The sequence below is a fragment of the Streptomyces tibetensis genome (assembly GCF_040647715.1).
Taxonomy (GTDB): Bacteria; Actinomycetota; Actinomycetes; order Streptomycetales; family Streptomycetaceae; genus Streptomyces; species Streptomyces tibetensis_A.
In genome coordinates, this window is record NZ_JBEZCR010000008.1 from 119,729 (window position 1) to 146,027 (window position 26,299).

General features: G+C 71.7%; 23 protein-coding genes and 1 pseudogene. 17 read left to right on the forward strand and 7 right to left on the reverse strand.

Going from position 1 to position 26,299, the window contains the following annotated elements:
* Positions 1-21: 21 nt before the first annotated feature.
* Together AB0B29_RS22115 and AB0B29_RS22120 are read left to right on the forward strand one after the other, a co-directional pair.
* Positions 22-1,266, forward strand: a complete 1,245-nt coding sequence (locus tag AB0B29_RS22115; RefSeq protein WP_362242311.1) for a DNA sulfur modification protein DndB — start codon at positions 22-24, stop codon at positions 1,264-1,266.
* Between the two features lie 115 nt (positions 1,267-1,381).
* Entirely contained in the window at positions 1,382-2,029 is a 648-nt protein-coding gene (locus AB0B29_RS22120; protein ID WP_362242313.1) for an NYN domain-containing protein, read from the forward strand.
* 33 nt (positions 2,030-2,062) lie between these two features.
* Here the strand turns inward: AB0B29_RS22120 and AB0B29_RS22125 are convergent, their stop codons facing one another.
* The gene (locus tag AB0B29_RS22125; RefSeq protein ID WP_362242316.1) at positions 2,063-2,698 is read right to left on the reverse strand and encodes a TIGR03085 family metal-binding protein; all 636 of its coding nucleotides are present in this window, start codon (positions 2,696-2,698) and stop codon (positions 2,063-2,065) included.
* A gap of 123 nt (positions 2,699-2,821) precedes the next feature.
* Between AB0B29_RS22125 and hisI the strand changes: the two genes are divergently transcribed.
* From hisI to lgt, 11 genes are all read left to right on the forward strand, one after another.
* A complete protein-coding gene (hisI, locus tag AB0B29_RS22130; RefSeq protein WP_362242318.1) occupies positions 2,822-3,208 on the forward strand; it encodes a phosphoribosyl-AMP cyclohydrolase in 387 nt (128 codons plus the stop codon).
* Positions 3,209-3,219: 11 nt separating this feature from the next.
* Complete coding sequence (locus tag AB0B29_RS22135; RefSeq protein ID WP_362242321.1) at positions 3,220-4,701, forward strand: anthranilate synthase component I; 1,482 nt, start codon at positions 3,220-3,222, stop codon at positions 4,699-4,701.
* Positions 4,702-4,750: 49 nt separating this feature from the next.
* Positions 4,751-5,383, forward strand: coding sequence for a TIGR02234 family membrane protein (locus AB0B29_RS22140; RefSeq protein ID WP_362242324.1), 633 nt, complete (start codon positions 4,751-4,753; stop codon positions 5,381-5,383).
* 120 nt (positions 5,384-5,503) lie between these two features.
* Positions 5,504-5,755 carry an HGxxPAAW family protein gene (locus AB0B29_RS22145; protein ID WP_362242326.1) on the forward strand — a complete coding sequence of 84 codons (252 nt, stop codon included), beginning with the start codon at positions 5,504-5,506 and terminating at the stop codon, positions 5,753-5,755.
* 84 nt (positions 5,756-5,839) lie between these two features.
* A complete protein-coding gene (locus AB0B29_RS22150) occupies positions 5,840-6,274 on the forward strand; it encodes a DUF2752 domain-containing protein (protein WP_362242329.1) in 435 nt (144 codons plus the stop codon).
* Positions 6,275-6,473: 199 nt separating this feature from the next.
* The gene (trpC, locus tag AB0B29_RS22155) at positions 6,474-7,283 is read left to right on the forward strand and encodes an indole-3-glycerol phosphate synthase TrpC (protein WP_362242332.1); all 810 of its coding nucleotides are present in this window, start codon (positions 6,474-6,476) and stop codon (positions 7,281-7,283) included.
* Positions 7,284-7,303: 20 nt separating this feature from the next.
* Positions 7,304-7,501, forward strand: coding sequence for a tryptophan biosynthesis modulator TrpM (gene trpM / locus AB0B29_RS22160; protein ID WP_362242335.1), 198 nt, complete (start codon positions 7,304-7,306; stop codon positions 7,499-7,501).
* A gap of 79 nt (positions 7,502-7,580) precedes the next feature.
* On the forward strand, positions 7,581-8,867 hold the full coding sequence (gene trpB, locus AB0B29_RS22165; protein WP_362242338.1) for a tryptophan synthase subunit beta: 1,287 nt from the start codon (positions 7,581-7,583) through the stop codon (positions 8,865-8,867).
* Positions 8,864-9,682 (forward strand): tryptophan synthase subunit alpha, encoded by an 819-nt coding sequence (gene trpA, locus AB0B29_RS22170; RefSeq protein WP_362242341.1) that lies wholly within the window; start codon positions 8,864-8,866, stop codon positions 9,680-9,682. Before trpB ends, trpA begins: the two co-directional genes overlap by 4 nt.
* Positions 9,683-9,768: 86 nt before the next feature.
* Positions 9,769-10,545 (forward strand): DsbA family protein, encoded by a 777-nt coding sequence (locus AB0B29_RS22175; RefSeq protein ID WP_362242344.1) that lies wholly within the window; start codon positions 9,769-9,771, stop codon positions 10,543-10,545.
* Positions 10,546-10,629: 84 nt separating this feature from the next.
* The gene (lgt, locus tag AB0B29_RS22180; protein ID WP_362242347.1) at positions 10,630-11,616 is read left to right on the forward strand and encodes a prolipoprotein diacylglyceryl transferase; all 987 of its coding nucleotides are present in this window, start codon (positions 10,630-10,632) and stop codon (positions 11,614-11,616) included.
* A 190-nt stretch (positions 11,617-11,806) separates the two neighbouring features.
* On the opposite strand, the gene AB0B29_RS22185 is transcribed toward lgt, so the two are convergent.
* From AB0B29_RS22185 to AB0B29_RS22210, 6 genes are read right to left on the reverse strand one after another with little or no spacing between them, the layout of a single operon-like run.
* Positions 11,807-12,631, reverse strand: coding sequence for an HpcH/HpaI aldolase/citrate lyase family protein (locus AB0B29_RS22185; protein WP_362242350.1), 825 nt, complete (start codon positions 12,629-12,631; stop codon positions 11,807-11,809).
* Positions 12,628-13,839 (reverse strand): CaiB/BaiF CoA transferase family protein, encoded by a 1,212-nt coding sequence (locus tag AB0B29_RS22190; RefSeq protein ID WP_362242353.1) that lies wholly within the window; start codon positions 13,837-13,839, stop codon positions 12,628-12,630. Before AB0B29_RS22190 ends, AB0B29_RS22185 begins: the two co-directional genes overlap by 4 nt.
* Positions 13,836-15,197: an ADP-ribosylglycohydrolase family protein gene (locus tag AB0B29_RS22195; protein ID WP_362242356.1), complete on the reverse strand. Its 1,362-nt coding sequence runs from the start codon at positions 15,195-15,197 to the stop codon at positions 13,836-13,838. The genes AB0B29_RS22190 and AB0B29_RS22195 overlap by 4 nt, the downstream gene beginning before the upstream one ends.
* Positions 15,185-16,372, reverse strand: a complete 1,188-nt coding sequence (locus AB0B29_RS22200; RefSeq protein ID WP_436845871.1) for an ADP-ribosylglycohydrolase family protein — start codon at positions 16,370-16,372, stop codon at positions 15,185-15,187. The genes AB0B29_RS22195 and AB0B29_RS22200 overlap by 13 nt, the downstream gene beginning before the upstream one ends.
* A 7-nt stretch (positions 16,373-16,379) precedes the next feature.
* The gene (locus AB0B29_RS22205; protein WP_362242359.1) at positions 16,380-17,663 is read right to left on the reverse strand and encodes an ADP-ribosylglycohydrolase family protein; all 1,284 of its coding nucleotides are present in this window, start codon (positions 17,661-17,663) and stop codon (positions 16,380-16,382) included.
* Complete coding sequence (locus AB0B29_RS22210; RefSeq protein ID WP_362242362.1) at positions 17,660-18,685, reverse strand: ADP-ribosylglycohydrolase family protein; 1,026 nt, start codon at positions 18,683-18,685, stop codon at positions 17,660-17,662. Before AB0B29_RS22210 ends, AB0B29_RS22205 begins: the two co-directional genes overlap by 4 nt.
* Before the next feature lie 240 nt (positions 18,686-18,925).
* Between AB0B29_RS22210 and AB0B29_RS22215 the strand changes: the two genes are divergently transcribed.
* The 4 genes and pseudogenes from AB0B29_RS22215 to AB0B29_RS37790 form a co-directional block, all read left to right on the forward strand.
* Positions 18,926-19,657 carry a VIT1/CCC1 transporter family protein gene (locus AB0B29_RS22215; RefSeq protein WP_362242365.1) on the forward strand — a complete coding sequence of 244 codons (732 nt, stop codon included), beginning with the start codon at positions 18,926-18,928 and terminating at the stop codon, positions 19,655-19,657.
* Positions 19,658-20,038: 381 nt separating this feature from the next.
* The gene (gene gltB, locus AB0B29_RS22220; protein ID WP_362242368.1) at positions 20,039-24,646 is read left to right on the forward strand and encodes a glutamate synthase large subunit; all 4,608 of its coding nucleotides are present in this window, start codon (positions 20,039-20,041) and stop codon (positions 24,644-24,646) included.
* On the forward strand, positions 24,639-26,102 hold the full coding sequence (locus AB0B29_RS22225; RefSeq protein WP_362242371.1) for a glutamate synthase subunit beta: 1,464 nt from the start codon (positions 24,639-24,641) through the stop codon (positions 26,100-26,102). The genes gltB and AB0B29_RS22225 overlap by 8 nt, the downstream gene beginning before the upstream one ends.
* A 105-nt stretch (positions 26,103-26,207) precedes the next feature.
* Positions 26,208-26,294: pseudogene (locus AB0B29_RS37790) on the forward strand (ABC transporter ATP-binding protein); the annotation flags it as partial.
* Between the last annotated feature and the right edge of the window lie 5 nt (positions 26,295-26,299).

Consider the following 26,299-nt stretch of genomic DNA (forward strand, 5'->3'; position numbering starts at 1 on the left):
TTGAGTCACGTCCTACCCTGATTGACCATCAGCAATGGTGCTGAAGAAATGGGTGGGGTTGTGGCAACGCTGAGTACCGACGGGTTCAACCCGGCGGCGGGTACGTTCATCCGCTGCATGCCGATCGACGAGCGGACCACGCACATCCAGGTGCAGTTCCAGCAGCTGCGCGCGGTCACCCATGATCCCGCCGTCCTCCAGCCGGGTGCGAAACTGCGCCCTTCGGACGTCACCGAGGACGACGTCGAACTCCATTCCTTGGTACAGCGAGGCCTGGAACTGGGCAAGAAGACGAACATTCCCAAGTACGCGGCGTACATCCGGCGCCGCGTCATGGGGGAGGAGCATGGGGTGCTTCCTCCCATGCACTTGTGGACCGAACGCGCTCTGTCCGTTCACCAGTTCGCCGAGAACGGTCTGGTGCAGCACTACCTGTGCGTGCCGTACGGCCTCAAGCTGATCGCCATCGACGGGGAGACGCAGCTGGCGAGCCACTATCACCTGCAGCAGGACCTGACCCTCGGCCAGGATGTGAAGGAACAGCACGCCACTTCCTACCTGAGCGCCGTAGTGCACGACGATCGGCCGCACCTCCAGGCCCGGAAGTTTTTCCACGACCTGAACGTGCTCGGTGTCCGGGTCAACTCCACGATTGCCCTGTCCATGGACACCACCGACCCGGTGATGGCCGTCGTGGGCCGGATCTCGGACGAGGTGCCCTTCTTCAGCGGCCGGGTGGAACGAATCGCCCGCCAGATCAAGAAGAACAGTTCCAAGGTGATCAAGCTGCAGGATCTGCGGCAGTGTGTCATCAATATGGCGCACGGCATCGCGGGCGTGCAGTTCGGCGCCAAGCCCGCACCCGTCGACAAGGTCGACCTCGAGGATCTCGAAACCGTGGCCCGTGATTGGCTGACGGTCTATTCGGAAACCTTCGGCACAGAACTCATGGACCGAGAGGGGTGCGTTGCCGGCACCGGCACGGTCCTCGCCGCGGTCGGAGCGATGGGCCGCGCCCTGCTGACCGCGCCGCCCGAGGAGCGCGACACGCGCCGTGAGGCACTGCTCGACAGCCTGCGGCAGGTCGACTGGCGCAAGGGCGATCACTGGCTGGGCACCGTGCTGACCCAGACGCCGCGCGGCAACTACACGATCAACGGGCCCAAGCAGTCCGCGTACGCCGTGTACGCGGCCCTGCACGACGCCACGAACGCCGCCTACCACCGCGTCCGCCGCCTGCCCGAGCCGGCGACGGCGGGCGACTAGGCAGAGCCGCACCCGCACAAAAAAACGGCCCCGTTGCCGGGGCCGTTCCTGTCGGCATGCGCCGACCTTGTAGGACTTCACGTTAGCAGGCGGCATGCCTGGCCGGGAGAGACTCGTGAGCACCGTCATCGCCTACGTCGACGGCTTCAACCTTTATTACGGAATGCGGGCCAAATACGGTCACCGCTACTACTGGCTGGACCTCGCTGCCCTGGTCAGGCGGCTGAGACCGAACGACACGCTGGTCAAGGTCCGCTACTTCACGGCCATGGTCCGCGCTGAGCCCTCGGCCGCACAGAACCAGCGTGTGTACCTCGACGCTCTGGCCGCCCACAACCCGGGAGAGGTGGACATCATGCTGGGGCGCTTCACCGAAAAGCGCCCGCGCTGCGGCCGGTGTCGCAGCGGCTGGCACTGCGCCTGTGTACCTTCGCGGGCCTACCGCACCTATGAGGAGAAGGCGACCGACGTCGCCATCGGGGCACGATTGGTCGAGGACAGCGCGCTGCGGGCATCTGATGTGGCCCTGATCATCTCCGCGGACACCGACCTCGTACCGGCCGTCGAGTCCGCCCGCCGTGTCGATCCGAACAGAGCGGTCTATCTTGCCCTGCCCCCGGGAAATATGTCGCCGAGCGCCAATTTCGCTGGTGTCGGTTACTTCAACATCAACGAGACGGCCTTGCGCGCTTGCCAGCTCCCGCGGGTGGTCCCCGACGCCTCCCGGGGGGCCCTGCACCAGCGGCCCGCCAAGTGGAAGTGAACAGGAAGTCTCGCGGGAGCCCCTCTCGACGTATCAGATCCCGAGCTGCTTCGACTGGTGCAGTTTCGCGATCGCGTTCTCGTCGCCGTCCAGGTCGACCTTGGCCGCGCTCTGCCGGCCGTAGGAGAACAGCACCAGCTCGGACGGCTCGCCGGTCACCGTGACCACCGGGGTGCCGCGGTGGGCGACCGCCGTCTGCCCGTCGGGGCGGCGCAGTACCAGGCCCGTCGGGACGCCACGGCCCATCAGGCGGGCGGTGCGCTCCAGGCGGGACCACAGGGCGTCCTGGAAGACCGGGTCGAGATCGCGCGGCGCCCAGTCGGGCTGGGCGCGCCGGACGTCCTCGGTGTGGACGTAGAACTCGATGATGTTCGACGCCTCGTCGACCGGCTTGAGGGAGAAGGGCGAGAACCGCGGGGGACCCGTACGGATCAGCTGGATCAGCTCCTCGTACGGCTTGGCGGTGTACTCCGCCATCACCTTGTCCAGACGCGGCGCGAGCTGCTTGATCAGCATCCCGCCGGCGGCGTCCGGGCGGCGCTCGCGCACCACCACGTGCGCGGCGAGGTCCCGGGTCCTCCAGCCCTCGCACAGAGTGGGCGCTTCCGGGCCCGCGGTCTCCAACAGGTCGGCGAGGAGAAGTCGTTCACGCTTGGCATGGGTCGACATGCGGCCAGCCTACGACCGCCCTCCCGCTCGGCCCAGCAGACGTGCCGTTCCCGGCCCCCGCTACCGGTCCGCCCAGTGGACACCGGGCCGGTCCGGGCGGCGGCGCGCGGCACAATGGTCACCATGACCAGCACGCCCAGCCACCTGGACCCGGAGATCGCCGCGCGCCTCAAGCGCAGCCCCGAGGGCCTCCTGCCCGCCATCGCCCAGCAGTACGACACCGGAGAGGTGCTCATGCTCGGCTGGATGGACGACGAGGCGCTGCACCGCACCCTCACCACCGGCCGGTGCACGTACTGGTCGCGCAGCCGCCGGGAGTACTGGGTCAAGGGCGACACCTCCGGCCACTTCCAGTGGGTGAAGTCCGTCGCCCTGGACTGCGACGCCGACACCGTGCTCGTCAAGGTCGACCAGGTCGGCGCCGCCTGCCACACCGGAGCCCGCACCTGCTTCGACGAGGACGTGCTCCTCAAGGACGGCGGCTCCGACCGCCCCGCCCGGGATCAGTAAGGTCAGCGGCCATGGACCTCGAGACCTTCCGCAAGCTCGCCACCGACCGGCGGGTCATCCCCGTCACCCGCAAGCTCCTCGCCGACGGCGACACCCCGGTCGCGCTCTACCGCAAGCTCGCCGCCGAGCGGCCCGGCACCTTCCTGCTGGAGTCCGCGGAGAACGGCCGCTCGTGGTCCCGCTACTCCTTCGTCGGCGTGCGCTCCGCCGCGACGCTGACCGCACGTGACGGACGGGCCCACTGGCTCGGCGTCCCGCCCGTCGGCGTCCCCACCGACGGCGACCCCCTCGCCGCCCTGCGCGCCACCATCGAAACCCTGCACACGCCCCACCAGGAGGGCATGCCGCCCTTCACCGGCGGCATGGTCGGCTACCTCGGCTACGACATCGTCCGCCGCCTGGAGAAGATCGGCCCCGGCGAGCGCGACGACCTGAAGCTGCCCGAGCTGACCATGCTCCTCACCAGCGACCTGGCCGTCATGGACCACTGGGAGGGCTCGGTCCTGCTGATCGCCAACGCGATCAACCACAACGACCTGGAGACCGGCGTCGACGAGGCCCACGCCGACGCCGTCGCCCGCCTCGACGCGATGGAGGCCGACCTCTCCCGCGCCATCGCCCAGCCTCCGGCCGTCCTGCCGCCCTCCGAGCTCCCCGAGTACACCGCGCTGTGGGGCGGCCCCGACTTCCAGGTGGCCGTCGAGGACATCAAGGAGCGCATCCGCGCCGGTGAGGCCTTCCAGGTGGTCCCCTCCCAGCGCTTCGAGACGCCGTGCACGGCGAGCGCGCTGGACGTCTACCGGGTGCTGCGTGCCACCAACCCGTCCCCGTACATGTACCTGTTCCGCTTCGACGGCTTCGACGTCGTCGGCTCGTCCCCCGAGGCCCTGGTCAAGGTCGAGGACGGCCGGGCCATGGTGCACCCCATCGCCGGCACCCGCTGGCGCGGTGCCACCCCCCAGGAGGACCAGGCCCTCGCCGACGAGCTGCTCGCCGACCCCAAGGAACGCGCCGAGCACCTCATGCTCGTGGACCTGGGACGCAACGACCTGGGGCGGGTCTGCGAGCCCGGCTCGGTCGAGGTCGTCGACTTCATGTCCGTCGAGCGGTACTCGCACGTCATGCACATCGTCTCGACCGTGACGGGCCGCGTGGCCGCCGGACGCACGGCGTTCGACGTCCTCACCGCCTGCTTCCCGGCCGGGACCCTCTCCGGCGCCCCGAAGCCCCGCGCCATGCAGATCATCGACGAACTCGAACCGTCCCGCCGCGGCCTCTACGGCGGCTGTGTCGGCTACCTCGACTTCGCCGGCGACTCCGACACCGCCATCGCCATCCGCACGGCCCTCCTGCGCGACGGCACCGCCTACGTCCAGGCCGGCGCGGGCATCGTCGCCGACTCCGACCCGGTCGCCGAGGACACCGAGTGCCGCAACAAGGCGGCCGCGGTACTGCGGGCCGTCCACACGGCGAACCGGCTCGGCAGCGACTGAGCCGAACCCCGGGTGACGTTTCGCCCGGGCTTCAGGCGATAGTGGGTACGTGACTGCTGTACCTCACCCCCGTTCCGAAGCCCCCGGATCCGCCCGGGCCGGCCGCCTGAGCCTTGCCGTCGCGCTGCTGAGCGGCGCGCTCGGCGCCGCCGTGGCGCTGCTCGCCACCCGGCAGGAGTGGTCGCAGGGCACTGCGACGGTGGCCGGCGGAGCCTTCCCCCTGACCGCCAAGGGCAGCGACGTCACGGGTGTTCCCGCGGCGCTCGCCATAGTGGGCCTCGCCGCGCTCGTCGCCGTGTTCGCGGTCCGCCGCACCGGCCGCCTGGTCGTCGCGGCGCTGCTGGCGCTCTCCGGCGTCGGCATCGTCGCCGCGGCCCTGCTCGGCGCCTCCGACAGCTCCGCGCTCGACGAGCAGGCCGCGCAGGCCTCCGGGGACACCTCGGCCTCCGTCGACGCCCTCAGCCACACCGCCTGGCCGTACGTCGCGGTCGTCGGCGGCGTGCTGATCCTGCTGGCCGGGCTGCTCGCCCTGCGGTACGGCCGGCTGTGGCCCGGCATGTCCGGCCGCTACGAGCGGTCCGGCACACCGCAGCCGCGCCGCAAGGCCCCCTCCGTCGACCCCGACCGGCCCGAGGACCTGTGGAAGGCGCTCGACCGCGGCGAGGACCCGACCGGCGCCTGAGCCCACCCGGGCGACCGCGGTGACCGGGGGAGTACCCCCGCTCACCCGGCAAGCGCGCGTTGCGGGACAATGGCCCCGAGCGTCCTGCTCAGACACGCACACAGCAACGAGGAGCAAGCAATGGCGGGCAGCAGCCACGGTCACACCCCGGCCGCCTGGACCGGTGTCACGATCGCCTTCATCGGTTTCTGCGTCTCGGGCGCGTTCATGGTGATGGACCAGCCGGTGGGCTTCTGGGCGGGCATGGTGGTCGTGCTGCTCGGCGGTGTCGTCGGCGGCATCATGCGGATGATGGGCCTGGGCCAGCCCAAGGACCTGCACCAGCCGCACCAGATGACGGGCGACCGCGAGCCGGCGCGCGCCGAGGGCTGACCTCACGCGGAACACCCTGGTCGCGTGAGGGGCGGCCGGCACTCGGGTGCCGGGACCGCCCCTCACGCGCACGCGGGGGGCACAATGCATACCGTGAACGCCGAGAGCCGAAGGGCGACGCCGAGCGTGCCGAGCCGTCTGGCCGCCCCCGCCGGGGTGTTCGCGGCCGTCGCCGCCGCCTTCGCCTACGTGGGCGCCGTGGACCCCAACGAGCCCGGCCACTACCCCACGTGCCCGCTGTTGCGCTACACCGGCCTCTACTGCCCCGGCTGCGGCGGACTGCGCAGCGCGCACGCCTTCGTCCACGGGGACGTCGTCACGGCGCTGCACGCCAACGCGCTCGCCACCCTCGGCTATCTGGGCTTCGCCGTGCTGTGGACCGTATGGGTGGTCCACGCGGTCCGCGGGCGCCCGCTGCGGATCGACCCCCACCCGGGGCTGGTGTGGGGCTTCGGGGCGTTGCTGCTGGTGTTCTCCGTCGTCCGGAACCTGCCCTTCGGCGGCTGGCTCCGTCCCTGATCGGCGGACGGACGTCCGGTACGGGGGCACCTCCCGCCCGAGCCGTGCGAAGCTGGTTCGAGGATGGGGGAGGGACCGGCAAAAGGACCGGCGTCAACCGGATGCGAGGCCTACGCCCCGCTGCGGATACCATCGCAGTGACCATCGCTTTTCCGATCGGTCGCTGGAACTGTCAAGAGTCTGGAAGGGGGCCGCTCGCGTGAGTGTGCTCGACGAGATCATCGACGGAGTCCGTGCCGACCTCGCCGAGCGGCAGGCGCGCGTCAGCCTCGACGAGCTCAAGGAGCGCGCGGCGAAGGCACCCGCGGCCAGGGACGGCGTGGCCGCACTGCGCGGCGACGGCGTCAAGGTCATCTGCGAGGTCAAGCGCTCCAGCCCCTCCAAGGGCGCGCTGGCCGCGATCGCCGACCCGGCCGGTCTCGCCGCGGACTACGAGGCGGGCGGCGCGGCCGTCATCTCCGTCCTCACCGAGGAGCGCCGCTTCGGCGGCTCGCTCGCCGACCTGGAGGCGGTCCGCGCCCGGGTGGACATCCCGGTCCTCCGCAAGGACTTCATCGTCACGTCGTACCAGCTGTGGGAGGCCCGGGCCTACGGCGCCGACGTCGTGCTGCTGATCGTCGCCGCCCTCGACCAGCCCGCCCTGGAGTCCCTCATCGAGCGCGCCGAGTCCATCGGTCTCACGCCGCTCGTCGAGGTGCACGACGAGGACGAGGTCGAGCGCGCGGTCGACGCCGGCGCCCGGGTGATCGGTGTCAACGCGCGCAACCTCAAGACCCTCGAGGTCGACCGCGGCACCTTCGAGCGGGTGGCACCGGAGATCCCCGACCACATCATCAAGGTCGCCGAGTCCGGCGTCCGCGGCCCGCACGACCTCATCGCCTACGCCAACGCCGGCGCCGACGCGGTGCTGGTCGGCGAGTCCCTGGTCACCGGCAAGGACCCCAGGACGGCCGTCTCGGACCTCGTCGCGGCCGGCGAGCACCCCGCACTCCGGCACGGCCGGAGCTGATCACCGCTAGGCTTGCCCCGATGACTTCCGCCCTGACGACCGTGGACCGGTACGCCCGCCTCGCGCGCGGCTGCCGCCCCCGCGGCTGCCGTGCGCCCGCCCGCCGGGTCCACGGCCGCCGCGTCCGGTACGTCATCGGTGACGAACCCGGGCAGGTCAACGGCATGCGATGGCAGCGCCCCGTAAGGGGCGCGGGGAACTGCGCGACAAGCCACTGACGGCCCGCGGCCGACAACTGATCCCCGCCCCCACGGCGACTAGTGCATCCCACACACAACTCACCGTGAAGGTATTCGCATGCCCAGCCAGTTCTTCATCCCCGACCCCGAGGGTCAAACCCCCAGCCCCGACGGCTACTTCGGGGCCTTCGGCGGCAAGTTCATCCCCGAGGCCCTCGTCGCCGCAGTCGACGAGGTGGCCGTCGAATACGACAAGGCCAAGCACGACCCCGAGTTCGCCAAGGAACTCGACGACCTCCTGGTCGACTACACCGGCCGCCCCAGCTCCCTCACCGAGGTGCCGAGGTTCGCCGAACACGCCGGCGGCGCACGGATCTTCCTCAAGCGGGAAGACCTCAACCACACCGGCTCCCACAAGATCAACAACGTCCTCGGCCAGGCCCTGCTCACCAAGCGCATGGGCAAGACCCGGGTCATCGCCGAGACGGGCGCCGGGCAGCACGGCGTGGCCACGGCCACCGCCTGTGCGCTCTTCGGCCTCGACTGCACGATCTACATGGGCGAGATCGACACCCAGCGCCAGGCCCTCAACGTGGCCCGCATGCGCATGCTCGGCGCCGAGGTCATCGCCGTGAAGTCCGGCAGCCGCACGCTGAAGGACGCCATCAACGAGGCCTTCCGCGACTGGGTCGCCAACGTCGACCACACCCACTACCTCTTCGGCACCGTCGCCGGACCCCACCCCTTCCCGGCGATGGTCCGCGACTTCCACCGCGTCATCGGCGTCGAGGCCCGCCGCCAGCTCCTGGAGCGCGCCGGGCGCCTGCCCGACGCGGCCGTCGCCTGTGTCGGCGGCGGCTCCAACGCCATCGGCCTCTTCCACGCCTTCATCCCGGACACCGGCGTCCGCCTCATCGGCTGCGAACCGGCCGGGCACGGCGTCGAGACCGGCGAGCACGCCGCGACCCTCACGGCGGGCGAGCCCGGCATCCTGCACGGCTCGCGCTCCTACGTCCTGCAGGACGAGGAGGGCCAGATCACCGAGCCCTACTCGATCTCCGCCGGCCTGGACTACCCGGGCATCGGCCCGGAGCACTCCTACCTGAAGGACTCCGGCCGCGGCGAGTACCGCGCGGTCACCGACGACGCGGCGATGCAGGCCCTGCGCCTGCTGTCGCGCACCGAGGGCATCATCCCGGCCATCGAGAGCGCCCACGCCCTGGCCGGCGCCCTGGAGGTCGGCCAGGAGCTGGGCAAGGACGGGCTGATCGTGGTCAACCTGTCCGGCCGCGGCGACAAGGACATGGACACCGCCGCCCGCTACTTCGGTCTGTACGACACCGACGCCGAGGTCGCCGCCGACGCGGACACCGACAACGCCGAGATCGAGGGGGACGCCAAGTGAGCGGCAACATCCAGCTGTTGAGCGACACCCTCGCAGCGGCCACGTCAGAAGGGCGCGCCGCCCTCATCGCCTACCTCCCGGCCGGGTTCCCGACCGTGGACGGCGGCATCGAGGCGATCAAGGCCGTCATCGACGGCGGCGCCGACGTCGTCGAAGTGGGGCTGCCGCACAGCGACCCGGTCCTCGACGGCCCGGTCATCCAGACCGCCGACGACATCGCCCTGCGCGGCGGCGTGAAGATCGCCGACGTGATGCGCACGGTCCGCGAGGCGCACGCCGCCACCGGCAAGCCGATCCTCGTCATGACGTACTGGAACCCCATCGACCGCTACGGCGTCGAGCGGTTCACGGCCGAGCTCGCCGAGGCGGGTGGCGCCGGCTGCATCCTGCCCGACCTGCCCGTGCAGGAGTCGGCGCTGTGGCGGGAGCACGCGGAGAAGCACGATCTGGCCACCGTCTTCGTCGTCGCGCCCAGCAGTAAGGACGAGCGGCTCGCGCAGATCACCGCGGCGGGCAGCGGATTCGTCTACGCCGCTTCCCTCATGGGCGTCACCGGCACCCGCGCCACCGTCAGCTCGCAGGCCCAGGGCCTGGTGGAACGCACCCGGGCCACGCGCGCCGACCTGCCCGTCTGCGTCGGGCTCGGCGTCTCCAACGCCACCCAGGCGGCGGAGGTCGCCGGCTTCGCCGACGGCGTGATCGTCGGCTCGGCCTTCGTCAAGGCGATGCTGGACGCCCCCGACGACGCGGCCGGTCTGGAAGCCGTGCGGGTGCTGGCGGGCGACCTCGCCAAGGGCGTGCGCCGGCAGGCGTAAGAAGGCAGGAAGTCATACAGGTCCCTCGTACGGGTGGACCTGGGGCCGGGGAGGCGCGGTGCGCCTCCCCGGTTCGTTTCCGGGGTGTGAGCGAGAAGAACCGTGAGGTAAAGCGCACCGCCCGGGAGAAGCTGGCGGTCGAGCGCGAGAAGCAGAAGTCCGCGGACAAGCGCCGGCGCGCGCTGGTGGTGGGCGGGGCCGTCGTCGCCGTCCTGGGACTCGCGGCGGTGATCGGTGTCGTCGCGGCCAACGCCGGCAAGGACGACGGCGGCGAAGCCTCGGGCCCGGTCGTGGTGCCCTCCGGAGCCCAGGGCAAGGACAGCCTCGCCCTCCCGGTCGGCAAGGACAGCGCCAAGTCCACGCTCACGGTGTGGGAGGACTTCCGCTGCCCCGCCTGCAAGTCCTTCGAGACGGCGTACCGGCCGGTGATCCACGAGCTGACGAACGCCGGCGAGCTGAAGGTCGAGTACCACCTGGTCACCCTGATCGACGGCAACATGCGCGGCACCGGCTCCCGCAACGCCGCCAACGCCGCGGCCTGCGCCCAGGACGCCGGGAAGTTCCCCGCGTACCACGACGTGCTCTTCGACAACCAGCCCTCCGAGGTCGACGACGCCTATGCGGACAACGCCAAGCTGATCGAGCTGGCCGGCAAGGTCGACGGCCTGGACACCCCCGCCTTCCGCACCTGCGTCGAGAAGGGCACGTACAACGGCTGGGTCGCCAAGTCCCACCAGGCGTTCAACAAGGGCGGCTTCTCGGGCACGCCGACCGTGCTGTTCGACGGCGAGAACATCTACCAGGACCGGACGATGACCCCGGCCAAGCTGAAGCAGATGGTGCAGGAGGCGAACAAGGAGTAAGGGGCATTCTCACGCCCCTGTTATGGACCCGTAGCCGGGCTGCCTGACGCGGGCCCGGTGCGGCACGGTAGCGTCGACCTTGCCATGGAACTTGCCTTCATTCCCAGCCCGTCGCGCGGGGTGCTGTACCTCGGCCCCATTCCGCTGCGCGGCTACGCGTTCTGCATCATCATCGGCGTCTTCGTCGCGGTCTGGCTCGGCAACAAGCGCTGGATCGCCCGGGGCGGGCGGGCCGGCACGGTGGCCGACATCGCTGTCTGGGCCGTGCCGTTCGGCCTGGTCGGCGGCCGGCTCTACCACGTGATCACGGACTACGAGCTGTACTTCAGCGAGGGCCGTGACTGGGTGGACGCCTTCAAGATCTGGGAGGGCGGCCTCGGCATCTGGGGCGCGATCGCGCTGGGCGCGCTGGGCGCGTGGATCGGCTGCCGTCGCCGCGGCATCCCGATGCCCGCTTACGCCGACGCCGTCGCGCCGGGCATCGCCTTCGCCCAGGCGATCGGCCGCTGGGGCAACTGGTTCAACCAGGAGCTGTACGGCAAGCCCACCGATCTGCCCTGGGCCCTGGAGATCACGTCCTCGTCGGACGGGCGGGTGCCGGGCACCTACCACCCGACGTTCCTGTACGAGTCGCTGTGGTGCATCGGTGTGGCGCTGCTGGTCATCTGGGCCGACCGCCGCTTCCGGCTCGGACACGGCCGGGCGTTCGCGCTGTACGTCGCCGCGTACTGCGCGGGGCGCGGATGGATCGAGTACATGCGCGTCGACGACGCCCACCACATCCTGGGCGTCCGGCTGAACGTCTGGACCGCGATCCTCGTGTTCCTGCTCGCGGTGACGTACCTGGTGGTGTCGTCGAAGAAGCGGCCGGGCCGGGAAGACGTCGTCGAGCCGGGTGCGGAGGCCTCCGGCGGCGAGATTGACGGTGCCGAGCCGGCCGATGCTGCGGGCAAGGCCGACCGGGCCGAGGACGCCGCAGCGGACGACGAGGCGGCGGACAAGGCCGGGGCGGACTCGACGGCGGACGCGGATGCCGCCGGGGACGAGGCCAGGTCGGGGAAGAAGACCTGACGCCGGTCCGCACATGACGCTCGGAGAGCGCCCGGGGAAGCTTCCCCGGGCGCTCTCCGCATGTCAGCGGCCGGGTCCACTGCGGGGCGTCGGCGCTTGCGAAACGGTGGTGCCAGTGGGTGGGGGGAGCGGCCTGCATCTCAGCGGGTGTGTCGGTGACGCAGTGCCGGCTGGTGTGTGAGCGGTGGTGTCAGTGGGTGGGGGAGCGGCGTGCCAGCGACAAGGTGCGCTGGGCGGCCGTCACCACCGCCGCGTCGATGAAGCGGCCGTCCGGGAGGGCCTGTGCGCCCTGCTCCTCGGAAGCCGCCTTGAGGACCGCTTCCGCCCGCTCGATCTCCGCGGCGGTGGGTAGGTAGGCGCGTTCGATCACCGGGAGCTGGCGGGGGTGGATCGCGGCGCGGCCGAGGAACCCCAGGGCACGGCCGTGCGCGCAGGACGCGGCCAGCCCCTCCAGGTCGCGGATGTCCGGGTGGATGGACTGGGGCGGCGGAGGCAGACCGGCGGCCCGGGCCGCCACGACCACCCGGGAGCGGGACCAGTCGAGGCCTGTGTCGTCGTGAACGCCGAGGTCGGCCCGCAGGTCGACCTCGCCGAGCGCGATGCCGCGCAGGTTCGGGTGGGCGCGGGCGATGGCGTACGCCTGCTCCACGGCCAGGGCCGTCTCCAGGAGGGCGTGGAGGCCGGTCCGGGGGGCTCGGCGGGCGACGCGGGTGACGTCGGCGGGTGAGCTGGTCTTCGAGAGGCGGAGCCCCGACAGCCCGGGAGCCGGGGCCAGGGCTGCGATGTCCTGCTCGCCCCAGGGACCGTCCAGGGCGTTGACGCGCACGTGGACCGCAACGGCCGGCGGGTTCGCCAACAGCTGCGCGGTGGCGGCGCGCGCGTAGGCCTTGCGGTCCGGAGGAACCGCGTCCTCCAGGTCGATGACGACGACGTCGGCGCCGCTGGTGAGGGCCTTCGCCACCACGTGGGGGCGGTCGCCCGGCGCGTAGAGCCAGGTGAGCGGGTACGCCGTCACAGGGCGCCCTCCGCACGCAGCGCCGTGAGGTCGTCCGGGGTCAGGCCCAGTTCGGTGAGGACCTCCTCGGTGTCGGCGCCGTGCGGGCGGCCGGCCCATCGGATCGCGCCGGGCGTGGCGGAGAGCCGGAAGAGGACGTTCTGCATGCGCAGCGGGCCGAGTTCGGGGTCGTCGACGGTGGTGATGGTGTCCAGGGCCTGGTATTGCGGGTCCGCCATCACGTCGCGGACGTCCTGGACCGGGGCCACCGCCGCTTCGGCCTTCTCGAAGGCGGCCAGGACGTCGGTGCGGGTGCGGGCGGCGATCCAGCCGCCGACCGCCTCGTCCAGGACGTCGGCGTGGCGGGCACGGTCGGCGCCCGTGGCGAACCAGGGCTCGTCGATCAGTTCCGGGCGGCCGACCAGGTGCATCACGCGTTCCGCGACCGACTGGGCGGAGGTGGAGACGGCGACCCAGGTGCCGTCGGCGGTGCGGTAGACACCGCGCGGGGCGTTGTTGGGGGAGCGGTTGCCGGTGCGGGGCTGGACGTGGCCGAGCTGGTCGTACCAGAGGGGCTGGGGGCCGAGGGCTGCCAGGATCGGCTCGATCAGGGCCGTGTCGACGACCTGGCCCGCACCGGTTCGCTCGCGGGCGGCGAGCGCCGTCATCACCGCGTACGCCGTCGTCAGGCCCGCGATGGAGTCGGCCAGGCCGAACGGCGGGAGGGTCGGGGGCGAGTCCGGTTCGCCGGTGATCGCGGCGAAGCCGCTCATCGCCTCGGCGAGGGTCCCGAACCCGGGGCGGTGCGCGTAGGGGCCGAACTGGCCGAAGCCGGTGACGCGGGCCAGGACCAGACGCGGGTTGGCCGCCGACAGCTCCGGCCAGCCGAGGTCCCACTTCTCCAGGGTGCCGGGGCGGAAGTTCTCGATGATCACGTCGGTGCGGGCGGCCAGGCGCAGGAGGGTGGCGCGGCCGCCGGGCTTCGACAGGTCGAGGGTCATGGTCCGCTTGTTGCGGCCCAGCATCTTCCACCACAGGCCCACGCCGTCCTTGGACGGGCCGTGGCCGCGGGAGGGGTCCGGCTTCCTCGGGTGCTCGATCTTGACGACGTCGGCCCCGAAGTCGCCGAGCAGGGTGGCGGCCATCGGGCCGGCGAACAGGGTGGCGAGGTCGAGGACGCGCAGGCCGGTGAGGGGAGCGTTCGTGGGCGGCGGCGTGGACGCGGTCATGGGCGGCGGGTCTCCCGGTGCGTGAGGTGGGCGAGGGTGTCGAAGCCGATGCCGTTGAAGTCGCCGACGGACGTGGCCAGCCGGTTCTTCAGGGGTGCCGTCCAGCGGTCGGGGAGCGCGGCGGGATGCCCGGCCAGGAGTCCGGCGACGGAGCCGGCCGTCGCGCCGTTCGAGTCGGTGTCCAGGCCGCCGCTGACGGCACGGCAGACGGAGCCGGCGAAGTCGCCGTGCGCATGGGTGAGGGCGGCGGCGATCAGGGCGGTGTTGGGGACGGCGTGCACCCAGTGGTAGGTCGCGGCGTGGGTGGCGTGGAGTGCGTCCACGACGGTGTCGAAGTCCTCGTGCTCGTGCGCGAGCCGGACGGCTTCGCGGACGGCCCGGGCGAGGCGGGAGCGGGGCGGGACGACGGTGAGGCCGGTGCGCAGACAGGTGTGGATGTCGTGGTCGCCGGTCGCGGCCGTCGCGATGGTGGCCGCCGCGAACATCGCGGCGAAGACGCCGTTGGCGGTGTGTGTGAGGGTGGCGTCCCGGTGGGCCTGCTCGGCCGCCGCGGCCGGATCACCGGGGTTGGTCCAGCCGTGGACGTCGGCGCGGATCAGGGCGCCGATCCATTCGCGGAACGGGTTGCGGTGGCGGGCGGTGTGCGGCGGCTCGAGGCCGGTCAGGAGGTTGCGGTAGGCGACGCGCTCCGCGGTGAACGTGCGGCCGGCGGGGAGTTCGTCGAGCCAGGTCCGGGCCACGTCCGTGGTGGTGAACGTCCTGCCGTGGCGTTGCAGGAGGACGAGGTTGATCAGGGGGTAGTCGAGGTCGTCGTCCTCGGGCATGCCGTCGATGTTCTCGGCGAGGGAGGTGGCCACCGAGCGGCGGTTCCAGGGGTGCTGGACGAGGAGTTCCGCCGGGACGCCCCGGGCCGTGAAGTAGGTGGTGAGGGGCCAGTTGCCGGTGGAGCGGGCGAGCCGGCGGATGGCGTCCAGGGGGAGCTTCTCGACCGGCTTGCCCAGGAGGCAGCCGGCGGCGCGGCCGAGCCAGGCGGCTTCCAGGCGGTGCGGGGTGGTGGCCGGGGTGCCCACGGGCCCGGGCCAGTCGGGGCATGCCGCCTTGATCCTCTCCAGGTCCGTCGGTTCGTCGTCAACCAGGTGGCTCGGGAGGTCGGCCAGTTCGTCCATGAGGTCTGCGGCCAGCCGGCGCAGGTAGCGGGACGCGGGGGTGGGGGACGCGCCCGCGGTGACCGGGGCGTCCGAGCCGCCCGCCGCGCGCCAGCGGGCCGCGACCGCCTTGGGCTCGCGGCCGTCCTGGGCCGCCTGGCGGAGTTCGTGGCCGATGAGGTCCTCCGGCTGGACCCAGGTCAGTCGGAGCATTCCCGGCCTCCGAGGGACGCGAAGGCCTGCTCGTGGGCACGGCGGCGGGCCACGTCCCGGTCGAAGATCTCACGGGTCACGGCCGTGAGGGTGGCCGCCGGTTCCCAGAGATCCAGCCGGCTGGCCTCCGCGACCGTCTTGGCCCAGTCCTGCGGGACCGGTGAGCCCAGGGCCCCCGCCAGCGCGCCGGCCATCGTGGCGATGGAGTCGCAGTCGCGGCCGTAGTTCACCGCGCCGAGGACCGCGTGGCGGTAGTCGCCGCGCGCCACCAGCACCATGCCCAGCGCGATGGGCAGTTCCTCGATCGCGTGCAGGCGGGACGGGCGGCGGGCGCCGAGCGAGGGGGAGCGGTAGTCGGGGCCGACCGTGTCGTAGGGCGTCACCGCCTCGCGCAACGGTCGCAGGGCCGACTCGAAGTCGGTGTGGCGGGAGGCCTCCTCGCAGACCCGCTCGATCGCGGCCCGGGTGCCGTCCTTCGCGAGGGACAGACACGAGGAGACGACCGAGTCCGGGGTCGCGCCGGGCGTGCACGCCGCCGCCACGGCCGCGGCCAGGACGCCCGCCGCCTCACGGCCGTACGACGACTGGTGCGCGCCGGCGATGTCGAGGGCCTCGGCGTAGGCCGCACGCGGGTCGGCGGCGTTGACCAGTCCGACCGGGGCCGTGTACATCGCCGCCCCGCAGTTGACGATGTTGCCGGTGCCGGCCTCGCGGGGGTCGGCGTGGCCGTAGTGGATCCTCGTCACCAGCCATTTCTCCGCCAGGAAGATCCGGTGGAGGGGGAGCGCCTCGGTCTCCAGTTCCGGGATCCAGCGGGGTTCGGTCATCAGGTCCGGGACCAGGTGGTCGGCGATCGCGTAGGCGTCGAGGTGGTCGCGGACCCGGGCGTAGACGCGGACCAGGGCGTGGGTCATCAACGTGTCGTCGGTGACGTGGCCGTCGCCCTTGTGGTACGGGGCGAGGGGACGGGCGGTGCGCCAGTCGTCGCCGTGCCAGGGGCCGACGATGCCGTGGACGCGGCCGCCGTGGCGTTCGAGGATCTGCTCGGGCGAGTAGCCCTCGACGGGGCCCCCGAGCGCGTCGCCGACCGCCGCCCCGACCAGGGCGCCGGTGATCCGCTCGTCCAAGGGGGAGTTTTGAGGGGTTCTGGGCTTCATGGTGGTTTTGGGCTGCATGGCCGCATCATCCACCCGGGCGGGTCGGTTGTACGGCTTCCAGGAGCTCGGCGAGTTCCACGAGGTCAGTGCCGGTGAGGCGGGGCAGGACGCAGCCGGAGAGGGTGCGGCAGGTCTCCCGCCAGGAGGCGGGGATCGACGCACCGCCGCCGAGGGCGCCGGTGAGGGCGCCCGCCAGGGCCGGGGCCGAGTCCGCGACGCGGGAGAGGCAGGCCGCCGCGGGGATCGCCTCCGCGATGCGGCCGCGCGCGGCGGTGGCCAGGGCGAGGGCGACCGGGACGGTCTCGGCGGCGGCGATGCCGTAGCTGTAGACGTGGTCGACGATCTGGTGCTCCAGGGGCGGGACGAGGGCGAAGGCGCTGTCCGCGGCACCGGCGAGTCGCAGGGCGTGCCGGGCGTTGCGGCCGATCTCCGTCTCCTCGGGGAGTTCGGTGAGGGCCGCGGTGACGCAGGCGTCGACGTCGGCGCCGGCCAGGGCGAGGGCGAGCGCGGCCGCCATCGCGCGGGCGCCGTGGACGCCGTCGCCGTCCTGGGTGTATCGGGCGTCGAACTCGGCGAGGTCGGCGGCGCTTTCGGGGTCGCCGGGGTGGGCCACGGCCAGGACGCAGGCGCGTACGCAGGCGGCGTCGTCGAAGTAGTGCGGGTTGTCGTGGCCGGTGGCGGGCGGGCGCAGGCCGGTGGCGAGGTTGCCGAGGCCGGCGCGGACGGAGATGCGGGCGCGCAGGGGGAGGACGGCGGATTCGATCTCGGGGGCGCGGTCCGCCGCGGCGGCGACCTCGGCGGCGAGGGCGTTCCAGGTGAGGTCGATGGCGGCTCGGGTGCGGCGTTCGCGGCTGAGGTCGTTCAGGACGGTGTCGTCGCCTGCGCGCAGGAGGGCTTCCGCGGCGAAGGCCGCCCATTCGGCGTCGTCGGAGGGGCCGAGGCGGAGGGGTTCGGGGGGCTGGTTCAGGGCGATGGGGACGGGGAGGGTGGTGGTGGCGTTCTGTTCGGCGAAGGTGTCCAGTTCGCGGGTGAGGCGGCGGGTCCAGTCGGGCATGCGGGCGGCTCGGTGGCGGGCCGCGGGCCAGCCTGCGGCGTCGCCTGCGGCCAGGCCCAGCAGGAGGCCTTCGGCCTTTTTGTCTCCCACCCGCGCACCGCCCGTAACTGTCACCCGAGGGGTCCTGGTCTCCTGTGGGGCGGCTTCGCCGTCGGCGGCTGCGGGCGCGTGCGCCTTCACGCCGTGTGTCGTCGTCTCGTGGGTCTTCACGTCGCGTGTCGTCGTCTCGTGCGGCGGTGCGTCGTGGGGCGTCATGAGGGGGCCTGTGTTTCGTCGCCCGCAGCCAGGGCGTAGTCCGTCGCCTCCGGTTCTGTGGCGCCGGGTGCCGGTGTCAGCAGGTCCGCCACGTCCAGGACGTGGTAGCCGGCCATCGCCGGGAGGCATCTGCCGTGGACCGGGCCGATGGGGGTCGCCCAATGCTGCGGGATCGCCGACACGCCCCGGGTCGCGCCCGCCAGCGCCCCCGCCACCGCCGCCGTCGTGTCCGCGTCGCGGCCCATGTTCACCGCGGTCAGGACCGACTGCTCGAAGTCGCCGTCGGCCGCCGCGTACGCGCCGAAGGCCAGGGCGACCGCCTCGGGGGCCAGGTCGGTCCAGGGATAGCCGCCGATGACGACGGAGGAGCGGACCGCACGTTCGCCGCGGTGGGCGACGGCCACCGCGCGGCGCAGGCTGCGGGCCGTCCAGGAGTCGTCGGGGACGACCGCGAGGGCCGCGGCCACGACCGCGGTCGGCGGTGCGCCGGCCATCGCCGCCGCCACGCCCGCGGCCACCGCCTGGCCGCCGTGGATGCCCTCGCCGTCGTGGCTCACGGAGCCGTCGATCGCGACCAGCCGGGCCGCCTCCGCCGGGCGGCCCGCCGCGAACACCCCGAAGGGGGCCGCGCGCATGGCCAGCCCGTCGCTCCAGGCGTGCCGGTGCTGGGCGGAGATCGGAGCGGCCAGGCCCCGGCGGAGGTTCTCCAGGGTGCCCCGCTCGCTGAACCCGGCGCCCCGGAAGGGGCCCTCCTCGCGGTCGGCGATCCACTCGTGCCAGGCCGCCTCCACATGGCCGGGGGTGAGTGCCGAGCCGTGCCGTGCCAGCAACAGGCCGGAGAAGATCGCGTACTCGGTGTCATCCGTGCCGGACGGGTTATCAGAGACGTACCCGGTGATACGGCCCCACCGGGCGCGGATCTCGGAGGGCTTCATGTTCTCGGCCGGGGCCCCGAGCGCGTCGCCGACGGCCAGGCCCAGCAGTGCGCCCCGTGCCCGTGCCCGGAGCCCGATCGATGCCATGGGGGATGTGTCCCACCGAGGTGGCTCCGCCGAGCCTCACGAGCCCCAGCATCACCCGGTCGACATCTGGGCGCAGTGATGATCAAGTGAGCGGAAAAGGGCAAACCCGCAGGTTAGCCCAGCCTTTCCTTGCTGGCGGGGACGGAATTCGGCGCGTAGTTTTGGTGTTGTAAAACTCTGGAACGTGTCCAAAGAGCGTGTTCCGAAGACAGTCCGTGGACGGGGAGTGGGGTTCTTCTCATGGCCATCATCGAGACCGAGGCGACGCTGCACGAGGCGCACCGGGACAACCACACGCACCGGGACGTGAACGGCGGCTGGCTGCGTCCCGCGGTGTTCGGTGCGATGGACGGCCTCGTCTCCAACCTCGCTCTGATGACCGGTGTCGCGGGCGGTGCGGTCAGCCAGCACACCGTCGTCCTCAGCGGACTCGCGGGCCTGGCCGCCGGTGCCTTCTCCATGGCTGCCGGCGAGTACACCTCCGTCGCCTCGCAGCGCGAGCTCGTCGAGGCCGAGCTGGACGTGGAGCGCCGCCAGCTGCGCAAGCACCCCAAGGACGAGGAGGCCGAGCTCGCCGCGCTCTACGAGTCGAGGGGTGTCGAGCCGCGGCTGGCCCAGGAGGTGGCCCGGCAGCTGTCGAAGGATCCCGAGCAGGCCCTGGAGATCCACGCCCGGGAGGAGCTGGGGATCGACCCCGGCGATCTGCCCTCGCCGACCGTGGCGGCGGTGTCGAGCTTCGGCTCGTTCGCGCTGGGCGCCCTGATTCCCGTCGCGCCCTATCTGCTGGGGGCGAGCAGCATGTGGCCCGCGGTGTTGCTGGCGCTGCTGGGGCTCTTCCTGTGCGGCGCGGTGGTGGCCAAGGTGACGGCCCGCAGCTGGTGGTACAGCGGGCTGCGGCAGCTTCTGCTGGGTGGCGCGGCGGCCGGTGTGACGTACGCCCTGGGAACCGTGTTCGGAACGGCCGTAGGATAGCGCGGCTCGGACTTATGCAAGGGGCCGCATAAGTAGTTGTTACTCGTTGGTTTCGGGTGTGCGACCGCCGGGCATGAGCCGTAAGCGCTGCGGGCAACGACGCTCGCCGCGCACCCTCGGCGGGTCGGGTGAAGACGCCTGCCCCGCCCCCCGGACCGACGTGCAGCGATCTGACCCGATCGTTTCGTGCGGTCCCTCCACAGCTTCCACTGCTGGTGCGGAACCCCCGCCGCGAACCGGTAGTGTCCGCATGCTGGAACGGATTATCCCGGTTCCCGAGAACCGCTCCATCATGTAACCTGCACGAAATTTTGCGATCACGCGAGGGCCAACGTCGTCCCTCGGCACTTGCATATGCCACAGACGACGACGGGAGAGCCGATGCGTACGCCGCGCCAGCCGTCCCAGCATTCCGCGAATGGCCAGAACTGGTCGTTCATGGATGCTCGCCCTGCTGCGCAGGGTATGTACGACCCCCGCAACGAGCACGACGCCTGCGGCGTCGGCTTCGTCGCCACCCTCACCGGCGAGGCGTCCCACACCCTGGTTGAACAGGCTCTGACCGTCCTGCGCAACCTCGAACACCGCGGCGCGACCGGCTCCGAGCCCGACTCCGGTGACGGCGCCGGCATCCTGTCGCAGGTCCCGGACGCCTTCTTCCGTGACGTGGCCGGATTCGAACTGCCCGCCGCCGGCTCCTACGCCGTCGGCATCGCCTTCCTGCCGGAGGACTCCACCGCCGACGCCGTCTCGCAGATCGAGACGATCGCCGCCGACGAGGACCTGACCGTCCTCGGCTGGCGCGAGGTGCCGGTCGCCCCCCAGTTGCTGGGCGCCACCGCTCGGTCGACCATGCCGGTCTTCCGCCAGATCTTCGTGGCCGACGGCTCCGCGGTGCCCGCCACGGGTATCGCCCTCGACCGCAAGGCCTTCGTGCTGCGCAAGCGCGCCGAGCGCGAAGCCGGCGTCTACTTCCCGTCGCTGTCCGCGCGGACGATCGTCTACAAGGGCATGCTGACCACCGGCCAGCTCGAGCCCTTCTTCCCGGACCTGTCCGACCGCCGCTTCGCCTCCGCGATCGCGCTCGTGCACTCCCGGTTCTCGACGAACACCTTCCCGTCGTGGCCGCTGGCCCACCCCTACCGCTTCGTCGCGCACAACGGTGAGATCAACACCGTCAAGGGCAACCGCAACTGGATGGTGGCCCGAGAGTCGCAGCTGGTCTCCGACCTGTTCGGCGGCGACGACAAGGCCATCGACCGGATCTTCCCGGTCTGTACGCCGGACGCCTCCGACTCCGCCTCCTTCGACGAGGTCCTGGAGCTCCTGCACCTGGGCGGCCGTTCCCTGCCGCACTCCGTGCTGATGATGATCCCGGAGGCGTGGGAGAACCACGACTCCATGGACCCGGCCCGGCGCGCCTTCTACCAGTTCCACTCCACGATGATGGAGCCCTGGGACGGGCCGGCCTGCGTCACCTTCACCGACGGCACCCAGGTCGGCGCGGTCCTCGACCGCAACGGCCTGCGCCCCGGCCGCTACTGGGTCACCGACGACGGCCTCGTCGTCCTCGGCTCCGAGGTCGGCGTCCTGGACATCGACCCCTCCAAGGTCGTCCGCAAGGGCCGTCTCCAGCCCGGCCGCATGTTCCTCGTCGACACCGCCGAGCACCGCATCATCGAGGACGACGAGATCAAGGCCGAGCTCGCCGCCGAGAACCCCTACGCGGAGTGGCTCGAGGCCGGTGAGATCGAGCTCGAGGACCTGCCCGAGCGCGAGCACATCGTGCACACGCACGCCTCGGTCACCCGCCGCCAGCAGACCTTCGGCTACACCGAGGAGGAACTGCGCGTCCTCCTCGCGCCGATGGCCAAGGCCGGCGCCGAGCCGATCGGCTCGATGGGCACCGACTCGCCGATCGCCGCGCTGTCGGACCGCCCGCGTCTGCTCTTCGACTACTTCACCCAGCTGTTCGCGCAGGTCACCAACCCGCCGCTGGACGCCATCCGCGAGGAACTGGTCACCTCCCTGCGCTCGTCGCTGGGCCCCCAGGGCAACCTGCTCGACCCGAACGCGGCCTCCTGCCGCAGCGTCCTGCTGCCCTTCCCGGTCATCGACAACGACGAGCTGGCCAAGCTCATCCACATCAACGCCGACGGTGACATGCCCGGCTTCAAGGCCGCGACGCTCTCCGGCCTGTACCGGGTGCACGGCGGCGGTGACGCCCTGGCCGCGCGCATCGAGGAGATCTGCGCCGAGGCCGACGCCGCCATCGACAACGGCGCCCGCCTGATCGTCCTGTCGGACCGCCACTCGGACGCCGAGCACGCCCCGATCCCGTCGCTGCTGCTCACCGCGGCCGTCCACCACCACCTCATCCGCACCAAGCAGCGCACCCAGGTGGGCCTGCTCGTCGAGGCCGGTGACGTCCGCGAGGTCCACCACGTCGCCCTGCTCATCGGCTACGGCGCCGCCGCCGTCAACCCGTACCTGGCGATGGAGTCCGTCGAGGACCTGGTCCGCGCCGGCACCTTCCTGCCCGGCATCGAGCCCGAGCAGGCCATCCGCAACCTCATCTACGCCCTCGGCAAGGGTGTGCTGAAGGTCATGTCCAAGATGGGCATCTCGACCGTCGCCTCCTACCGCGGCGCCCAGGTCTTCGAGGCCGTCGGTCTCGACGACGCCTTCGTCGAGAAGTACTTCAACGGCACGGCCACCAAGATCGGCGGTGTCGGCATCGACGTCGTCGCCAAGGAGGTCGCCGCCCGGCACGCCAAGGCCTACCCGGCCTCCGGCATCGCCCCGGCGCACCGCGCCCTGGAGATAGGCGGCGAGTACCAGTGGCGCCGCGAGGGCGAGCCGCACCTGTTCGACCCCGAGACGGTCTTCCGTCTCCAGCACTCCACGCGCTCCGGCCGCTACGACATCTTCAAGAAGTACACCGAGCGCGTGAACGAGCAGTCCGAGCGCCTCATGACGCTCCGTGGGCTCTTCGGCTTCAAGTCGGACCGGCAGCCGATCTCCATCGACGAGGTCGAGCCGGTCTCCGAGATCGTCAAGCGCTTCTCCACCGGCGCCATGTCGTACGGCTCCATCTCCCAGGAGGCGCACGAGACCCTCGCCATCGCCATGAACCAGCTGGGCGGCAAGTCCAACACCGGTGAGGGCGGCGAGGACCCGGAGCGCCTGTACGACCCGGCCCGCCGGTCGTCCATCAAGCAGGTCGCCTCCGGCCGCTTCGGCGTGACCTCCGAGTACCTGGTCAACTCCGACGACATCCAGATCAAGATGGCCCAGGGCGCCAAGCCCGGCGAGGGCGGCCAGCTGCCCGGCCACAAGGTCTACCCGTGGGTGGCGAAGACCCGTCACTCGACCCCGGGTGTCGGCCTGATCTCCCCGCCGCCGCACCACGACATCTACTCGATCGAGGACCTGGCCCAGCTGATCCACGACCTGAAGAACGCGAACCCGCAGGCGCGGATTCACGTCAAGCTGGTCTCCGAGGTCGGCGTCGGCACGGTCGCGGCCGGTGTGTCCAAGGCGCACGCGGACGTCGTCCTCATCTCCGGCCACGACGGCGGCACGGGCGCCTCCCCGCTCACCTCGCTGAAGCACGCCGGCGGCCCCTGGGAGCTCGGCCTCGCCGAGACCCAGCAGACGCTGCTGCTCAACGGCCTGCGCGACCGCATCGTCGTGCAGACCGACGGCCAGCTGAAGACCGGCCGTGACGTGGTCATCGCCGCGCTGCTCGGCGCCGAGGAGTTCGGTTTCGCGACCGCGCCGCTCGTCGTCTCCGGCTGCGTCATGATGCGCGTCTGCCACCTCGACACCTGCCCGGTCGGTATCGCCACGCAGAACCCGGTCCTGCGCGAGCGCTACTCCGGCAAGGCCGAGTACGTCGTGAACTTCTTCCAGTACATCGCCGAAGAGGTCCGCGAGATCCTCGCCGAGCTGGGCTTCCGCTCCATCGAGGAGGCCGTCGGCCACGCCGAGACGCTCGACGTGACCCGCGCGGTCGACCACTGGAAGGCGCAGGGCCTGGACCTGGAGCCGCTGTTCCACGTGCCCGACCTGCCCGAGGGCGCGGTCCGCCACCAGGTGATCGCCCAGGACCACGGCCTGGAGAAGGCGCTCGACAACCAGCTGATCAAGCTGGCCGCCGACGCGCTCTCCGCGACCGGCGCCACCGACGCCCAGCCGGTGCGCGCCCAGGTGCAGATCCGCAACATCAACCGCACGGTCGGCACCATGCTCGGCCACGAGGTGACGAAGAAGTTCGGTGGCGCGGGCCTGCCCGACGACACCATCGACATCACCTTCACCGGCTCCGCGGGCCAGTCCTTCGGCGCCTTCGTGCCGAGCGGCGTCACGCTGCGCCTTGAGGGCGACGCCAACGACTACGTCGGCAAGGGCCTCTCGGGCGGCCGGATCGTCGTCCGCCCCGACCGCGCGGCCGACCACCTCGCCGAGTACAGCGTCATCGCCGGCAACACCATCGGCTACGGCGCCACCGGCGGCGAGATGTTCCTGCGCGGCAAGGTCGGCGAGCGGTTCTGCGTCCGCAACTCCGGCGCCACGGTCGTCTCCGAGGGCGTGGGCGACCACGGCTGCGAGTACATGACCGGCGGTCACGCGGTGGTGCTCGGCGAGACCGGCCGCAACTTCGCGGCCGGCATGTCCGGCGGTATCGCGTACGTGATCGACCTGGACCGCGACAACGTCAACGCCGGCAACCTGGACGCCGTCGAGGCGCTGGACGACACCGACAAGCAGTGGCTGCACGACGTGGTCCGCCGCCACCAGGAGGAGACCGGCTCCACGGTCGCCGAGAAGCTCCTGGGCGAGTGGGACACCGCCGTCGAGCGCTTCAGCAGGATCATCCCCAGCACGTACAAGGCAGTGCTCGCCGCCAAGGACGCCGCCGAGCGAGCCGGTCTCTCCGAGACCGAGACCCACGAGAAGATGATGGAGGCGGCGATCAATGGCTGACCCGAAGGGCTTCCTGAACCACGGGCGCGAGGTCGCCAAGTCCCGCCCCGTCGAGGAGCGCGTCAAGGACTGGAACGAGGTCTACGTCCCCGGCTCCCTGCTGCCGATCATCAGCAAGCAGGCCAGCCGCTGCATGGACTGCGGGATCCCGTTCTGCCACAACGGCTGTCCGCTGGGGAACCTCATCCCCGAGTGGAACGACTACGCCTACCGCGAGGACTGGGCGGCGGCTTCGGAGCGTCTGCACGCGACGAACAACTTCCCGGAGTTCACCGGCCGCCTGTGCCCCGCTCCCTGTGAGTCGGCGTGCGTGCTCGGCATCAACCAGCCGCCGGTCACCATCAAGAACGTCGAGGTCTCGATCATCGACAAGGCGTGGGAGACCGGGGACGTCGCCCCGCAGATCCCGGAGCGCCTGTCCGGCAAGACCGTCGCCGTCGTCGGCTCGGGCCCGGCGGGTCTCGCCGCCGCCCAGCAGCTGACCCGCGCCGGCCACACCGTCGCCGTCTACGAGCGCGCGGACCGCATCGGAGGCCTCCTCCGCTACGGCATCCCCGAGTTCAAGATGGAGAAGCGGCACATCAACCGCCGTATCGAGCAGATGCGCGCGGAGGGCACCCGCTTCCGCACGGGCATCGAGATCGGCCGCGACCTGAAGGCCACGGACCTGAAGAAGCGCTACGACGCGGTCGTCCTGGCCGTCGGCGCCACCACGGCCCGTGACCTGCCGGTGCCCGGTCGCGAGCTCAAGGGCATCCACCAGGCCATGGAGTACCTGCCGCTGGCCAACAAGGTCCAGGAGGGCGACTACGTCACCACTCCGCTGTCGGCCGAGGGCAAGCACGTCGTGGTCATCGGCGGCGGCGACACCGGCGCGGACTGCGTGGGCACCGCCCACCGCCAGGGCGCGGCCTCCGTCACGCAGCTGGAGATCATGCCCCGCCCGGGCGAGGAGCGGCACCCCACCAACCAGCCCTGGCCGACCTTCCCCATGCTGTACAAGGTCACCTCGGCGCACGAGGAGGGCGGCGAGCGGGTCTACTCCGTCTCGACGACCCACTTCGAGGGCGACGAGGACGGCAACGTCCAGTGGCTGCACCTCACCGAGGTGGAGTTCGTCGACGGCAAGCTGACCCCCAAGCCGGGCTCCGAGCGCAAGATCCCCGCGCAGCTGGTGACCCTCGCGATGGGCTTCACCGGCACCGACCGGGACAACGGCCTGGTCGAGCAGTTCGGCCTGGAGCTCGACGAGCGCGGCAACATCGCCCGCGACGCCGACTTCCGGACGAACGTGCCGGGCGTGTACGTCGCCGGTGACGCCGGCCGCGGCCAGTCGCTCATCGTCTGGGCGATCGCGGAGGGCCGCTCGGCGGCGCGCGGAGTGGACCGTGCCCTCACGGGTGCGAGCGAGCTGCCGGCGCCGATCCGTCCCACGGACCGCGCGCTGATGGTCTGACCGCACCTCACAAGACGTCCCGTACAAAGGCGTACGGAACACTGACGGCGCCTGCCCCACAGTCCCCGACCGGACGCCCGGGCAGGCGCTGTCGCACGTCCTCAGCCGTTTCCTTCCGCCGCCGAGAACGTGGGCGTGCCGCTGCGGATGCGCCGGACCGAGCCGCGGGAACGGGAGGAGCGGGCGGCGATGCCGCC

Excerpts from the sequence above, each read along its gene's own strand:
- trpB (WP_362242338.1), top strand. The coding sequence starts at position 7,581 with ATGCCCAGCCAGTTCTTCATCCCCGACCCCGAGGGTCAAACCCCCAGC.
- AB0B29_RS22125 (WP_362242316.1), bottom strand. The coding sequence starts at position 2,698 with ATGTCGACCCATGCCAAGCGTGAACGACTTCTCCTCGCCGACCTGTTG.
- AB0B29_RS22215 (WP_362242365.1), top strand. The coding sequence starts at position 18,926 with ATGGCCATCATCGAGACCGAGGCGACGCTGCACGAGGCGCACCGGGAC.
- gltB (WP_362242368.1), top strand. The coding sequence starts at position 20,039 with ATGCGTACGCCGCGCCAGCCGTCCCAGCATTCCGCGAATGGCCAGAAC.
- hisI (WP_362242318.1), top strand. The coding sequence starts at position 2,822 with ATGACCAGCACGCCCAGCCACCTGGACCCGGAGATCGCCGCGCGCCTC.
- AB0B29_RS22225 (WP_362242371.1), top strand. The coding sequence starts at position 24,639 with ATGGCTGACCCGAAGGGCTTCCTGAACCACGGGCGCGAGGTCGCCAAG.
- AB0B29_RS22205 (WP_362242359.1), bottom strand. The coding sequence starts at position 17,663 with ATGACGCCCCACGACGCACCGCCGCACGAGACGACGACACGCGACGTG.
- AB0B29_RS22200 (WP_436845871.1), bottom strand. The coding sequence starts at position 16,372 with ATGCAGCCCAAAACCACCATGAAGCCCAGAACCCCTCAAAACTCCCCC.
- AB0B29_RS22135 (WP_362242321.1), top strand. The coding sequence starts at position 3,220 with ATGGACCTCGAGACCTTCCGCAAGCTCGCCACCGACCGGCGGGTCATC.
- trpM (WP_362242335.1), top strand. The coding sequence starts at position 7,304 with ATGACTTCCGCCCTGACGACCGTGGACCGGTACGCCCGCCTCGCGCGC.
- AB0B29_RS22150 (WP_362242329.1), top strand. The coding sequence starts at position 5,840 with ATGCATACCGTGAACGCCGAGAGCCGAAGGGCGACGCCGAGCGTGCCG.
- AB0B29_RS22145 (WP_362242326.1), top strand. The coding sequence starts at position 5,504 with ATGGCGGGCAGCAGCCACGGTCACACCCCGGCCGCCTGGACCGGTGTC.
- lgt (WP_362242347.1), top strand. The coding sequence starts at position 10,630 with ATGGAACTTGCCTTCATTCCCAGCCCGTCGCGCGGGGTGCTGTACCTC.
- AB0B29_RS22190 (WP_362242353.1), bottom strand. The coding sequence starts at position 13,839 with ATGACCGCGTCCACGCCGCCGCCCACGAACGCTCCCCTCACCGGCCTG.
- AB0B29_RS22210 (WP_362242362.1), bottom strand. The coding sequence starts at position 18,685 with ATGGCATCGATCGGGCTCCGGGCACGGGCACGGGGCGCACTGCTGGGC.
- AB0B29_RS22195 (WP_362242356.1), bottom strand. The coding sequence starts at position 15,197 with ATGCTCCGACTGACCTGGGTCCAGCCGGAGGACCTCATCGGCCACGAA.